Below are 13,652 nucleotides of genomic sequence, written 5' to 3'. Positions count from 1 at the left end.
AGGGAACCCCTTATATATGCTCTATAAACAAAGCTTCAAACAGGGGAAACCAAAAATCAAAACCTTTTCCTATTTTTTGCCTGTTTGCGCACAAAACGGCTATGGCGGCAATTGCAGCCCCTATCCGCTCATCGGTTAAGGAGATGTTCATGTTTTTCTTTTTCCAAATTTCCCGTATGCGCTTGATAAAATCGGCATTGTCCCCGGCTGCAGCTTCATCTTCGTTCCATACCAAAACTTCAAGCAATCCGGCGTTATCGCCTGCGTACAATTTATTCGTTGTCGTTTTGCGCAAAAAACCGTCCGCCCAGTCTTTAAAAAAATCTTGGGGAGTTATATTTTCTTTTTCGATTGTTTCGGCTATCGTACTGCGAATTTTGTTTTTCTCATCCCGCAAAATTTCGTTGTACAAACTTTCTTTGTCTTTATAAAAATTATAAAACCCGCCCAAAGAAATACCGACTTTTTCGGTCAGATGCTGAATTCTGAACGCTTTAAAACCGTGCGTGCTGAACATATCGGCTGCCAGCTCTTTTATTTTTTTACGTATTTCTTTACGCTGCTCATCGGTATATGCGCGTCCCACAACTCCTCCTTAATTCATCGTACGGACTGTATCATAACCTTTGCAAAAGAGAATTGCAATACGCCGGCCGCCTGCACGTAATAAACCTTGCCGCTAAAAAAACACTTGAAATATTTCATAGATAGGTATATTATAAAAATGTTATATAAAACTAATTTTTTAGGAGGAAGTCTATGACAAAAAAAGCCTTATGTATACTACTCTCTCTTTGCGCCGTCTTGATTGCAGCTACGGCGGATGCGGATGCGGCTGCGCAGGATTTAACGGGACGCGATATTATGCTTAAAGCCGAAAACCGCGAAAAAGCCGATACAAGTTCTTTTCAAATGGAAATGGTTTTAATCAACGCTTCAGGCAATAAGCGGGTTCGTGAAGTTTCGGCATATAAAAAAGAATATGCAGGCGAAACAAAAAGCGTTATGGTCTTTTTAAAGCCCGCAGACGTTACGGGAGTCGGATACCTTTCGTTTTCGTATGACGAAGCAAGTAAAAATGACGACCGCTGGCTCTATATGCCGGCATTAAAAAAATCGCGGCGCATAAGCGGTTCTTCAGGCGGCGATTATTTTATGGGAACCGACTTTACCTACGACGATATGAGCGGTCATAAAACCGACGACTACGAGCACAAACTCTTGGGAACGGAAACTCAGGGCGGAAAAACCTGCTGGAAAATCGAATCGACGCCCAAACAAAAATCCGCATATTCCAAATTCGTTTCATGGATCGACCGGGAATCCCTTTTGCAGACAAAGGCCGAATTCTATGACAAACAGGGAGCTTTGTTAAAAGTTTTGACTGCGGACAGCATAGAAAAGGTAAACGGTTTTTGGATTGCAAAAAAAATGGAAATGGTCAATGTGCAAAAAAAACATACAACCGTTTTGCTGACTAAAAAAATCGAATTCAATAAAGACATTCCCGACTCGTTTTTCCGCGTATCTTCTTTGGAATCGGGAAAAATAAAATAAGACTGCCCTATAAAGAAACCTTGGGCCGCATATAACGAGTCATGCCCTCGTATAGAGGCATACCGTATAAGGAGGTGTTGTATGAAAAACCCGTTTTTAAGACTTTCGGCTGTGTTTTTTTTAACGGCCGCGGCCTTATGTATACAGCCCGTTTTTGCCGATGAAGCCGATACCGGCGATTTTTTTGAAGATGAAGATGCCCTTTCTCTTAACTTCGGCGGAAAAGTTCAAACCGTACACGGCGTGCAGCTTGTATCCCCCTTTGATTATGCCGCATCCCGCACCCTCGCGGAAATCCGCGGCGAAGCCGCTTTCGGAAACTCAAGCGCCTTTGTGTCCTTTTGCGCCGAATACAATTACCGCAGTAAATCCCGTACGGGTTTTCGTTTAAATGAAGCTTATTACCGCTATGCCGGAGACTTTTTGGATTTTACGGCGGGACGTCAAATTATTGCATGGGGGCAATCGGACGGCTTCCGCTTAACCGATGTGTTTTCCGCACGGGACCTGCGCGATCCTGTCGGCTCGGATACGGATTCTTCACAACGTGCCGTTGATGCGCTTCGCCTGCGCTTTTTGCACGATGTCTTTACCTTTGAAGTTACCGCCGTTCCCTTTTTTACGCCGGATAAGCTTCCGCCCTTTTTTTTCGAAAGCGCCGCGGACACCGAATTTTTTTCAATCGATTTGCCGCGAACGTTTGAGATAGGAGGCATGAGCGTGCCGATTAAATACAGTTTGCAGCATGCCGAACGCCCGCGTAAATTTACGGACACCGAAGCCGGAGCGCGCCTGTCGTTTTTTTTCCCGCTCATGGACTTTTCCCTTTCAGGCTTTTACGGTTGGGATAAAACGCCCTATTACGAACGTACAACAGGAGGGATTACAAATCCGATAAACGTCACGCTGCACGAAAAATATGCGCGCATCGCAATGGCCGGTTTTGACGCGGCAATTCCCGCAGGAGATTTTCTTATCCGCCTTGAAGGCGCATGGATAGGCGGCCGCCGTTTTGAGCCCAAAGAGCCGCTGAAAGCTTTTTCGTTCCCTCCTCCGCCGAATCTGCCGTTTAATCAGCCCGCCGAAAAAAATCAGCTTTTACTGCTTGCAGGCTTCGATTGGAATTACCGCGGATGGTTTGCGAGCCTCCAATACTTTGAAGACTTAATCGTCGACCGCAAAGACGACACACAGCGCGAAATGCATGAAGGTTTTGTAAGTTTTAATATAAGCAAAACCCTTTTGCGCGATACGCTTAAACTTTCGGCAGCAGGCTCCGTCGGAGCAAACTTCGGCGATATGTTTGCAAAGTTTTCGGCAGACTATGCCCTTACCGATAATCTGCACACAGTCATCGGCGCCGACGTGTACACAAAGGGGGTTGACGGCAAAGGCCGCTTCGCCGCAATGAAGGCTTTAAACGCCTTATGGATAAAAGGAACTTTCAGCTGGTAAATACATGCAACCGGTAATAATTCAGCCGTAAATCCGGCACAAAAGAGGTATATATGTCATTAGTAAAAATCAATTTATTTTTTAAATCACTGGGTGCGTTTATCGTAAAAAACAGAATCGCACTGCTGGTGTTTATCGCACTTATAAGTATTCTGGGAATAACCGGCCTGCCTAAGCTTCATGTCGAAAGCAACGATTCGGCATGGCTTACCGACAGCGAGCGGCAAAAACGCAAAACAGAAGAATTCGAACGGCTGTTCGGAAACAACGAAACGGTGGTTTTGCTTGTCGAAGCCGAAGATGTCTTTCATCCCGGCGTTTTAAAATTGATAGAAGATATGAGCGCGGAACTTCTTGAAAAAGTTTCATATGCCGATAACATAACCTCGATTTTAACGGCCGATGTAACGGTGGGCACCGAAGAGGGCTTGGAAATTCTGCACCCCTTTGAAGACGGCATCCCTGAAGACGCTTCGGCCATACAAAAGGCAAAAGAACTTATGCTTTCGCGCGATTCGATAAAAGACAAACTTGTATCCGCAGACGCAAAAGAGACATGGGTGATTCTTTCGTTTGCGCCCTTCCCCGAAGAAAGCGAATGGAAAAAAACGGGTGACGTAGACCCCCTCTATACGACAGGAAATGAAGCCATAGCGGTTGTAACCGATCCCAAATGGCAAACGGGCCTTTGTACGGTAAAAGCGGCGGGACTGCCCTATACCGAGGCCGAAGAACGAGTTGTTTCAAAAAAAGAAGCGGGACGCTCGATTATGCTCGGTTTTATCGCGATGGTTGTGCTGCTTATTGTCTTTTTGCGCTCAATCCGCGGAACCCTCGTTCCGATTGCCGCCACCGGCTTGGGCATTACAACGGTATTCGGCATTATGGCCTATTTCGGTATAAGAGCCGATTCGAATATGATAACCCTTCCGGTTATGCTTGCAATGGCGCTTTCGGTCGGCTATTCGGTACACTTGTTTTCTTCGTTCCGCCGTTATTTTTACATGCACGGAAACCGAAAGCAGGCGGTTATCGAGTCGGTTGAAAACACCGGCTGGGCACTGCTGTTTACCGTTATCACAACCGTCGGTTCTTTGTTGTCCCTGTTGACCACCGGTTTAACGTCCGTGCGCTGGGTGGGTTCCGCCTGTGCGGCAACCGTATTTGCGGTATACATCTATGTTTCGATTTTAATCCCGATTTTATTGAGTTTCGGAAAAGATACGCAGCCGGAAAAAATAAAGGCGGCCGCACGCTCTAAAGCAACGGACGAAAAATTCGAACGGTTCGGTTCTCTCGTCTTAAAAAAACGAAAACCCGTTTTAATTATATTCAGCATCATCACCGCCCTGCTTATTCCTTCCGTCTTTTTTATAAGCGTCAACATGGATTCGTTTAATTTTATGGGAACCCGTATTCCCTATACAAAGCGTTTGTACGAAATTACGCATTCGCAGCTCGGCTCCTACTTTAATTACAATATTATGATTTCGTTTGAAGATACGGACGCCGTCAAAAATCCCGAAGTTTTAAAAAATCTCGATATTTTATTGAACGAAACGGGAAAAAATGAAAGCGTAAAAAAAATAGCCGGCAAGCCTAAAATCTTTTCCGTCCTCGATATTGTAAAAGAGATGAATAAAAGTTTGCATGCGGACAATCTGGCCTATTACACCGTTCCCGACGACGCCGATCTTTTAAATCAGCTTTTGTTTTTATACGAAATTTCCGGCGGCGATCACACCCGATGGGTAAACGACGAATTCAGCATACTGAGGGCGACCGTTGAACTGAACTCCTTTAATGCAAATCAATTGGTTGAAAACATTAAGCAAATCGAAAAACGCGCCGCCGAACTTTTTCCCGACGGAGATTGTTTTTTGGTCGGGCCTGCGGTTCAATTTGCCGAAATGAATAAAATTATCGTATACGGCGAAATAAAGTCCTTTTTATCTTCGCTCATCGTGATTGCCTTATTTATGACCCTTGTGTTTGCAAGTATCAAAATGGGACTTATCGGTCTTATTCCGAACATAATGCCCCTCATCGTGATTTCCGCCTTTATGGGCTACCTTAAATTCCCGCTTGACGTTATTACGATGACGATTATCCCCATGCTTTTGGGTATTGCCGTAGACGATACGATTCACTTTACAAATCACGTAAAATTCGAGTTTGAAAAAACCGGCTCATACCGCTCGGCAATTTGCAATACCTTTAATTCGATAGGAAAAACGCTTGCAATGACGACGGTTATTTTATCCGTGTCCTTCGGTATGTATATGACCTGTCTTATCGATGCGATTGCACGGCTCGGATTTTTATGCGTTATCGGACTTTTGGCCGCCCTTATCGCCGACTATACGATGACACCGATTTTAATTTATATTACCAAACCCTTCGGAGCGGAACGGGAAAAATAAAAAAACGATTTAAAAACAACGGTTTTTAGACAGTCCGTTTTCCGCCTTACAATCCGTCATATACCCGTTTTGTCTATACCCTATCCGGTATAGACAAAATGACAGTACCCCTTAATGTCAATAAAAATTTACTTTTCCTTTACAACTCGCAGAAAGCAGGTACATAATATAGGGTATGGACATCGGCGACTCAAGAATAATAAGCATCCTTAACGTGCTTTTGGGCGCACATGATTATACTTCCTCCGTTGTAATTGCCGAAAAAACAGGCATAAGCGAAAGTACGCTTTTTCGCCTTTTGCCGCAAATCGAAAAATATATTCGTCCCTACAACCTGTCTCTGGTAAAATTACGCGGCAAAGGCTTTATGCTCACCGGTGATGACAGGGCAAAAGAAAATCTCATCAACGACTTTGAACATAAAAATTATAAAGAAGAATTTTCGGTAGAGGAAAAAAGCTTTTTAATATTATTGTATCTTTTGAATGAGAAAGATACCACAAAATTGTCCTCTCTTGCCCGCCGCTTTAATATTTCGGAAACGGGAGTTTCAAAAATACTTACCGAACTTGAACAAAATCTTGAAAAATCCGGCTGCGTTATTTTGCGTAAAAGAGGAGTGGGAACCTATATCAGCGGGAATGAAATAGCCGCACGACAGGCAGCCCTGAATACGGCCTGCCTCTATTTGAATTTTAATGAATTTATGAGTTTGCTGTACACCTATATTTATCAGCCGGCTGCACCGGAAAACAGGCTTAAGGTTTACACCTTTACATTTGCAGTGTTTGAATATTTGAATGAAAAAACCCGCATAAAAGAAAATTTTAATTTTGTGGAAAAAATCGAAGCTCTCTCATCAACATCGTTTTCGGATATAGATTTTGTACTTTTATTTTTATGCGTAAGTATTATGGAATTCCGCTGCTCAAATGATTTTTTTGTAGAAACCGGCAAAGAGGGTTCTTTTTACGAAGCGGAACAAATAAGCGCCGAAATAACACAAACCTGCCGATCTTTGCATTTTTTACGGAATAAAGAAAATTTTGCCGAAAGTGAAACATATTTCTTTATGGAAATTTTACAAAGTACGGAAGCCGCTGCAAGTATGCTTAAAAGCCAAAAACAATATGAGCAGATTGCCGGTAATTTTGTATCTTTTATTGAAGCCTCTCTGGACGGTTATGTTACGGAACATAAAAAAGTCGTCTATATCGTATATTTGCAAATAATGCATTTATTGAAAAAACACCGGCGCTTTTTTTCGATACAGGACTATGCGGCGTCCTTTGCCGAAAATATCTTGAACAAAAACAACCTTATACAGAGGATTGCAAAATCTGCTGCCGACTTTTTACAATCACGCCTCCGTATCGATGTTTCCGAAGAAGAGGCGGGCGTCTTATTGAGTTTTATAGCCCCCTTTTTTCAATCAAATATAAAAAAAATATCGGCCGTTTTGGTATGTGCTTCCGGCATTGTTGTCAGCAGCATTCTCAAAGAACGCATCGGCAAGGCATTCCCCGAACTGGATCTTATCGAAACGGTTTCCGTACGTAAGCTCTCCGATTCGTATATAAAAGAAAAAAACATTGATTTTATTATTTCGGTAATAGATACGCCGCAATTATGTATACCTGCAGTACATATTTCCGTTCAGTTGGAAGACTCGGATATACAAAAAATAAAAAACATACTGCAAAGTATACAAAGAGGAAACGAACATGCTCTCTGACTTTATTTTAAAACATAAAACCTTTTTGCTGCAAGCCGAAGCGGACGGCTGGCAGGATGCGGTTAAAAAATCCGCGGATTTATTAATCGGCACCGGATGCGCGTCCCCTGCTTATTATGATGCGATTTTAAATGCGGTAAAAGAATTAGGACCGTATTTTGTTATTGCGCCCGGAATCGCCATGCCTCATGCACGCCCCGAACAGGGAGCTCTTAAACTGGGATACGCTTTGGTATGCTTGAAAAAACCGGTTTCTTTCGGCCACAGCACAAATGATCCGGTCGATATTATCTTGTGTATCACCGCTCCGGATAAACAGGCGCTGAACGAACAGGCGATCATTGAAGTGATGAACCTCTTCGATAATGACAAAGCTTTATCCGATTTGCGTAATGCAAAAAATGAAGATGATTTAAAAGAAATATTAGGCAATATACATACGGAGGAAAAAACATGATTTCAGAAGAAATAACCATACAAAATCCGACGGGTCTGCATACGCGTCCGGCAAACGATTTTGTTACACTCGCAAACACCTTTGACTGCAATATTACAATCTCAAAAAACGATAAAAGCGCAAATGCAAAGAGTATTATAAAACTGCTTCGCATCGGCATATCGCAGCATGATATTGTTACGCTTCAAACCGACGGACAGGACGAAGAACGGGCAATGCGGGAATTAACCGATTTTCTTTTTGCGTTGAAGGAGTAATGCGTGCAAAAAACGATACACGGTTCGGTATTGGCCGAAGGCCTCTGTATGGGAACCGTTCTGAAATTATCGCCTCTGCCGGAAACGGATATACATCAAAAAATCGGTCCGGAAGATATTGAACGGGAATGCGCTTTATTCTCGGCTGCACAAAATGAAGTGTTGAAAAAACTTCAATATCTTATATCAAATTCCGCTGAAATAAAAGATAAAGCACAAGAGGATATTTTAAACGGCTATACCGCTATTTTAAAAGATCCCGAATTAAAAACTGACGTTACCGAAAAAATAAAAACCGAATATTATGCGTTAACTGCCGCTTTAGCCCGCACATCAAAAGAATACGCAGAAGATATGGAAGGCATTGAAGATGAATATTTGAGACAGCGCGCCGATGATTTTACATGGATTTTTTTAATGCTCATATCGGCGGCTCAAGCCGTAACGGGAAACTCCGATTATACTTCCGATTTTGCTGCACAAAACAAACATTCGCATAGGAATAATAAAAACGGCATTCCGTTTATCTTGACGGCGCACAACATAAGCCCCGTAGAACTGGCGGAAACCGATAAAGAACTGCTTATCGGTATCATCGTTGAAAACGGCAGCATAACGTCTCATGCCGCGATTGTTGCCCGTTCTTACGGTATTCCGATGCTCTCAAATATCAGTCCCGAAGAGTTTAACGAAAACGATACACTGATTATCGACGGAGCCGATGTAATTATCAATCCCGGCAAAAAAGCGGTACAAGAGTTTGAAAAAAAACGCCGACAAGCCGCCGAAGAAAAGCGGGGATTGGCCGGTTTAATTGATAAAAAAGCGGTTACAACAGACGGTAAGCACATTGAACTTTTTGCAAACATCGGCTCGGATACCGAAGTTTTCGCCGCTATTGAACAAAATGCCGACGGCATCGGCTTATTTCGTACCGAGTTTTTGCTGAATAAGAATCCGAATGCCGTGCCGTCCGAAGAGCGCCAATATGAAATCTATTCATCGGTTTTAAAAGCGATGCGGGATAAGCCCGTAACGATACGAACCTTCGATATCGGCGGCGATAAAAAATACCCCTGTATCCCCATGCCCGAAGAAGAAAATCCTTTTTTGGGCTGGCGCGGCATTCGCTATTGTGTAGATAATACGGAACTTTTTTTTCCGCAGCTGCGAGCGCTGCTGAGGGCGGCGGTACACGGCAATTTATACATTATGTTTCCGATGATTACAACGGAAGAAGAGGTCGGTACCTTGCTCTCTATTATCGGAAATATAAAAGCGGACTTTGATAAAGAAGGCATTGCATACGGAAAAAACGTCAAAATCGGGATTATGATTGAAACACCCGCCGCCGCATTAATTGCGGATAAGCTTGTTCAAACCGTCGATTTTTTCAGTATCGGCACCAATGATTTAACCCAATACACTTTAGCAGCCGACCGCAATAATTCCAAGATTGCTCACCTCTACCGCGAAGATCATCCCGCAATTTTACAATTAATTAAGCTGACAATAGATGCGGCAAAAAAGTACAACAAACACGTTTGCGTATGCGGTGAAATGGCGGGGAATCCCGTCTTTACGCAAATACTTTTAGATTCGGGATTAGACTGCTTCAGCATGTCGCCGGAACGGATACAAAAAATAAAAAGCAAAATTATTAAAACCATTGTAAAGGATATTAAGCATGGAAAAATTACTTGAAAGATTACGGATATTGGAACAAAGCAATACAATTACACAAAAAACAAAAGAAAAGCTTTTACATATGATTTCGTATTTAAAGTCGACGTATTCAATAATTTTGAATGAAGATAACGGCGGACGCTTTATTACACATACGGCAATGGCTATCGAACGCATTGAAAAAGGAGAAGGTTTTTTGCAATGTCACGGAATCATGGAAGAAGAAATTCGTAAAGAAGAGAATTTTACAAAAGCACAAGCCATTGCCGATGCTCTCGAACAAAATGTTTTTAAGATAACATTTCCGCTTCAGGAAAAGTACTTTATTATAACAAATTTACTCGTGCTGATGGAAGATTTACAATAAGGAGGTATAAAATGTCCAAAAGGGTTGCCGTCGGCGGACAAATGGATAAACAGCAAATTGAAAAACTAATCAAACAATACGGAGGTGAAAATGTAGAAGTCTGTATCAAGAGCGATATAGAAGCCGCAGTGGCTGTAAAGACAAATGCTGCCGACTATTATGTCGGTGCATGTGCAACCGGTGCGGGAGCCGCTTTGGCAATGGCAATCGGTTTACTGGGAGCGGAAAAGTGTATTTCATTAAGCATTCCGGGAAAAATACTGGCGGATAATGAAATTACACAAGCCGTTGCAGCCGGTAAAAAAGCGTTCGGATTTGTTAATACGGATGCGGAAAGGATTATTCCCGTATTAATAAAAGCTCTATCGGAAAAGGAGGAATAAGATGATTTTTGAAATCAACATCTTAACAATTTTAGTAATGGCCGCATTAGGCGGTTTATCTTCGTACTTGGCCAATCAAAGTATTGCGGTTTTTCATGACGGGTTAAGGCCCTTATTGCCGCAATATCTGACCAAAACCATAGACAGAAAAAGTTTGTTTGCAACAAGCTTTGCTCTGTCCTTCGGCCTTGTAATCGGCTTCGGATTGCCCACATCAATCACGGGTAAAATAATTATTGTGCATACAATCCTGCTTGCCTGTGATATCATCGGGACCGCTTTCCCGGATAATAAAAAGGGTATGATTTTATCAACAGCAGTAGGCGCTCTCTACGGTGTACTTTTGTTATTCGGTATGCAGGCAATTATGAGTATATTTGCAAAACTCCCGATTAACTTTACAAGTAATTTAAGTTCCGTAGGCAGTCTCATTATTATTTCATTCTGTGTATTTCCTGCAGTTGCAATCGCCTATCAAAGAGGCGTAAAAGAAGCATCTATCGTTTTGGCATTAACAATGCTCATAAAACACTTAACGGCTTTATTCGGAAAGTTTACAATCAATAATGTAAAGGTTGCGCTCAATGCGGACGGTATGGCCCTGTTGTTCGGTATACTTGCAATGTTGGTTGCCGCCGCGCGTACTAAAAAAGAGGACACCGGAGAAGCCGCAAAGGTATTTTCACTGTTTGAAGACAATATCGTACGCATCCGGAAAAACATCATTCTCCTTGCAGTCAGCGGTGCCGTTGTCGCCTTAGCAACCTCTTTATTGCTGATTTCGGAAGGCCCGGCTTCATTGACCTTAACGGCGGAAGGAAAATACGGAGAAGCGGCAATGGTTGCCCTAGGCAGAATGCTCGGGTTTATACCCCTTGTTATGACAACAGCAATTATGTCCGGCGTATATTCTCCTGCAGGAACAAAGGCCGTACATGTTCCCGCATTGCTTTTAATCAATTTCGGTATTATAGGTCTTGTCGGTTCGTTCTTTATCGGTGCCCTTATTATGATTATAGAAGTTCTCTTGTTAAACGTTATAGCAAAAGGTATGGATAAATCTCCCGGATTAAAAGAACTTGGAGACAATACCCGTACGGCAATGTCAAAGGTTTTGGATTTGGCCCTGCTTGTCGGAGGTATGCTTGCCGCAAACGCTATCGCACCCACAATCGGCTACATTTTCGTTATCGGTTTGTACTTCATCAATCAAAATTCTAAAAAACCGATTCCGACAATGGCGGTCGGACCGGTCGGAGCAATTGCTACCGGTATTTTGGTCAATATTCTGCATCTTATAGGATTATTTCCCGTAAGTAAATAAAAGGAGTTCTTATGCTTTTAGACGGTTATACATTAATGCACGAACACATACGCATTGATTTATCAAAACAAAAAAATAATACGGATTGTTTGCTTGACTGCAAAGATGAAACCGTTGCGGAGTTTAAAAAACTCTATGCTAAAGGCATAAGAAATATTACCGACGTTACAAACATCGGGATGGGAAGAGATGTTTCATACATCTCTTCCGTTTCGAGAGCAACGGGTATCAATATACTGTGCGCCACCGGATTCTATAAAGAACCTTTTTTACCCGATTACATCTACTCATACAACGAAAAACAAATTGCCGAAATTATGATAAAAGAAATTACGGAAGGAATCGACGGCACCGATATAAAGGCGCAGATTATCGGAGAAATAGGTTCAAGCAAAGAATGTATAACGGATGCCGAAAAAAAAGTTTTTAATGCGGCAGTAATAGCCCACAAAGAAACCGGCACTCCGATTACAACTCATACGACGCTCGGCCTTTTGGGCTTGGAGCAAATTGAAATATTTAAAAAACAAGATATTGATTTAAATAAAGTAATTATCGGGCACGTCGATCTAACGGGAGATATTTCTTATATACTCAAAATTATCGATGCCGGAGCCTATGTCGAATTCGATACTATAGGAAAAAATAATTATTTAAACGACAGCATCAGAATCGATATGCTTAAAGAAATCGAAAAACGCCATCTTATAGACCGTGTATTGTTTTCAATGGATATTACGCGTAAATCAAACATGGAGTACAAAGGCGGAATAGGGTACTCTTATTTATTCGATTCATTTTTTAACGAACTGACGGAACAGGGATTCAGCCAGACATCTATAGAAAAAATATTAAAAGACAATCCCCGCACATATTACGGACAAACGGGAAAAAACACATGACAACATATCCTTTAGCATCTATGAACATTGCCGAAGCAATGCAAAAACAATTTGATTTTGTCGATATTATTACAAAACATCTTTCAGGTTCGGAATCTTTAACGCTTGGAGACCTCGGCGTAAATATGCAGGGTAATAAACCCCTGCGTACCGCAAAAGTAGAAAAAATCATCGCCGATTTTTTTTCCGCGGAAGCCTGTATGCTTACCCGCGGCGCGGGTACACAGGCAATATGCCGGGGGCTGCAAAGCGCTGTAAAACACGGAGAAACGGTTTTGGTTCATACCGCACCGATTTACCCTACAACCGAACTTACGCTTACCTCAATGGGCTTGCATATTGTTCGCGCAAATTTTAATGACAGGGAAAGTGTATTACAAACATTGGACAATAAGGATATCAAATTATGTTTAATTCAGCATACCCGTCAGGATATCGCAGATTCATATAAACTGATTGATGTAATTACTCTTATAAAAAATAAAAGTCCGCAGACGGTTATTTTAGTCGATGATAATTATGCGGTTATGAAAGTTCCGCAGATCGGCTGCGAATGCGGAGCGGATTTATCCGCCTTTTCACTATTCAAACTCTTAGGACCGGTCGGCATAGGCTGCCTGGTCGGTAAAAAAGCATTAGTCGACAAAGCAAGCGCCTGTAACTATTCCGGGGGAGGTCAAGTACAGGGATTTGAAAGCATGGAAGTGCTGCGCGGCTTGGTATATGCTCCGGTTGCCCTTGCAATTCAGGCGGAACAAAACGAAATTTTGTTATCCGAATTAAACGATAAAAACAGGTTCCCTTATATAAAAAACGCCTTTTTGGCAAACGCGCAATCAAAGGTTCTACTTGTGGAATTTATGCAGCCTGTCGCAGCGGACATACTTGCGGCTGCGGAAAAAGCGGGAGCTTTACCGAATCCAGTCGGAGCCGAATCAAAATTCGAAATAGCGCCGCTTTTTTACCGTGTGTCGGGAACCTTTCTTAAAAAGGATCCGAGTTTAAAAGAGAAAATGATCAGGATAAATCCGAACAGAAGCGGCGCAAAAACCGTTATCCGAATTCTGGAAGAAGCCTATAAATCCATATACAAATAAAGCGGGCAA

At 42.3% G+C, this 13,652-nt stretch carries 13 protein-coding genes; 12 read left to right on the top strand and 1 reads right to left on the bottom strand.

Annotation, left to right across the window (positions count from 1 at the left end):
- Positions 1-10: 10 nt before the first annotated feature.
- A complete protein-coding gene (locus V1L52_RS02135; RefSeq protein ID WP_428770655.1) occupies positions 11-586 on the bottom strand; it encodes a TetR/AcrR family transcriptional regulator in 576 nt (191 codons plus the stop codon).
- A 173-nt stretch (positions 587-759) separates the two neighbouring features.
- Here V1L52_RS02135 and V1L52_RS02130 point away from each other — a divergent pair, with 173 nt between their 5' ends.
- The 12 genes from V1L52_RS02130 (at position 760) to V1L52_RS02075 (ending at position 13,643) form a co-directional block, all read left to right on the top strand.
- Positions 760-1,557 (top strand): outer membrane lipoprotein-sorting protein, encoded by a 798-nt coding sequence (locus V1L52_RS02130; protein WP_428770654.1) that lies wholly within the window; start codon positions 760-762, stop codon positions 1,555-1,557.
- Positions 1,558-1,638: 81 nt separating this feature from the next.
- A complete protein-coding gene (locus tag V1L52_RS02125) occupies positions 1,639-3,012 on the top strand; it encodes a hypothetical protein (RefSeq protein ID WP_428770653.1) in 1,374 nt (457 codons plus the stop codon).
- 53 nt (positions 3,013-3,065) lie between these two features.
- On the top strand, positions 3,066-5,435 hold the full coding sequence (locus V1L52_RS02120) for an efflux RND transporter permease subunit (RefSeq protein WP_428770652.1): 2,370 nt from the start codon (positions 3,066-3,068) through the stop codon (positions 5,433-5,435).
- Positions 5,436-5,610: 175 nt separating this feature from the next.
- Complete coding sequence (locus V1L52_RS02115; RefSeq protein ID WP_428770651.1) at positions 5,611-7,170, top strand: BglG family transcription antiterminator; 1,560 nt, start codon at positions 5,611-5,613, stop codon at positions 7,168-7,170.
- Positions 7,160-7,627, top strand: coding sequence for a PTS sugar transporter subunit IIA (locus V1L52_RS02110; protein WP_428770650.1), 468 nt, complete (start codon positions 7,160-7,162; stop codon positions 7,625-7,627). Before V1L52_RS02115 ends, V1L52_RS02110 begins: the two co-directional genes overlap by 11 nt.
- A complete protein-coding gene (locus tag V1L52_RS02105) occupies positions 7,624-7,884 on the top strand; it encodes an HPr family phosphocarrier protein (protein WP_428770649.1) in 261 nt (86 codons plus the stop codon). Before V1L52_RS02110 ends, V1L52_RS02105 begins: the two co-directional genes overlap by 4 nt.
- A 3-nt stretch (positions 7,885-7,887) precedes the next feature.
- Positions 7,888-9,588, top strand: coding sequence for a phosphoenolpyruvate--protein phosphotransferase (gene ptsP / locus V1L52_RS02100; RefSeq protein ID WP_428770648.1), 1,701 nt, complete (start codon positions 7,888-7,890; stop codon positions 9,586-9,588).
- Positions 9,572-9,937 (top strand): PRD domain-containing protein, encoded by a 366-nt coding sequence (locus tag V1L52_RS02095; protein ID WP_428770647.1) that lies wholly within the window; start codon positions 9,572-9,574, stop codon positions 9,935-9,937. The genes ptsP and V1L52_RS02095 overlap by 17 nt, the downstream gene beginning before the upstream one ends.
- A gap of 11 nt (positions 9,938-9,948) precedes the next feature.
- Complete coding sequence (locus tag V1L52_RS02090) at positions 9,949-10,320, top strand: DUF2620 family protein (protein WP_428770646.1); 372 nt, start codon at positions 9,949-9,951, stop codon at positions 10,318-10,320.
- A 1-nt stretch (position 10,321) separates the two neighbouring features.
- Positions 10,322-11,644 (top strand): YhfT family protein, encoded by a 1,323-nt coding sequence (locus V1L52_RS02085; RefSeq protein ID WP_428770645.1) that lies wholly within the window; start codon positions 10,322-10,324, stop codon positions 11,642-11,644.
- 11 nt (positions 11,645-11,655) lie between these two features.
- A complete protein-coding gene (locus V1L52_RS02080; RefSeq protein WP_428770644.1) occupies positions 11,656-12,546 on the top strand; it encodes a phosphotriesterase family protein in 891 nt (296 codons plus the stop codon).
- A gap of 20 nt (positions 12,547-12,566) precedes the next feature.
- The gene (locus V1L52_RS02075; RefSeq protein ID WP_428770643.1) at positions 12,567-13,643 is read left to right on the top strand and encodes an aminotransferase class V-fold PLP-dependent enzyme; all 1,077 of its coding nucleotides are present in this window, start codon (positions 12,567-12,569) and stop codon (positions 13,641-13,643) included.
- The last annotated feature ends 9 nt before the right edge of the window (positions 13,644-13,652 follow it).

It is taken from the genome of Treponema sp. HNW, from assembly GCF_050320395.1.
GTDB lineage: Bacteria > Spirochaetota > Spirochaetia > Treponematales > Treponemataceae > Treponema_C.
The sequence above is the reverse complement of the archived record's forward strand: the minus strand, read 5'-3'. Positions and strand labels throughout refer to the sequence as shown.

Bases quoted from the DNA above. Each gene is read 5' to 3' on its own strand.
- V1L52_RS02080 (WP_428770644.1), top strand. From the start codon at position 11,656: ATGCTTTTAGACGGTTATACATTAATGCACGAACACATACGCATTGAT.
- V1L52_RS02075 (WP_428770643.1), top strand. From the start codon at position 12,567: ATGAACATTGCCGAAGCAATGCAAAAACAATTTGATTTTGTCGATATT.
- V1L52_RS02120 (WP_428770652.1), top strand. From the start codon at position 3,066: ATGTCATTAGTAAAAATCAATTTATTTTTTAAATCACTGGGTGCGTTT.
- V1L52_RS02110 (WP_428770650.1), top strand. From the start codon at position 7,160: ATGCTCTCTGACTTTATTTTAAAACATAAAACCTTTTTGCTGCAAGCC.
- V1L52_RS02085 (WP_428770645.1), top strand. From the start codon at position 10,322: ATGATTTTTGAAATCAACATCTTAACAATTTTAGTAATGGCCGCATTA.
- V1L52_RS02090 (WP_428770646.1), top strand. From the start codon at position 9,949: ATGTCCAAAAGGGTTGCCGTCGGCGGACAAATGGATAAACAGCAAATT.
- V1L52_RS02105 (WP_428770649.1), top strand. From the start codon at position 7,624: ATGATTTCAGAAGAAATAACCATACAAAATCCGACGGGTCTGCATACG.
- V1L52_RS02130 (WP_428770654.1), top strand. From the start codon at position 760: ATGACAAAAAAAGCCTTATGTATACTACTCTCTCTTTGCGCCGTCTTG.
- V1L52_RS02095 (WP_428770647.1), top strand. From the start codon at position 9,572: ATGGAAAAATTACTTGAAAGATTACGGATATTGGAACAAAGCAATACA.
- V1L52_RS02115 (WP_428770651.1), top strand. From the start codon at position 5,611: ATGGACATCGGCGACTCAAGAATAATAAGCATCCTTAACGTGCTTTTG.
- V1L52_RS02125 (WP_428770653.1), top strand. From the start codon at position 1,639: ATGAAAAACCCGTTTTTAAGACTTTCGGCTGTGTTTTTTTTAACGGCC.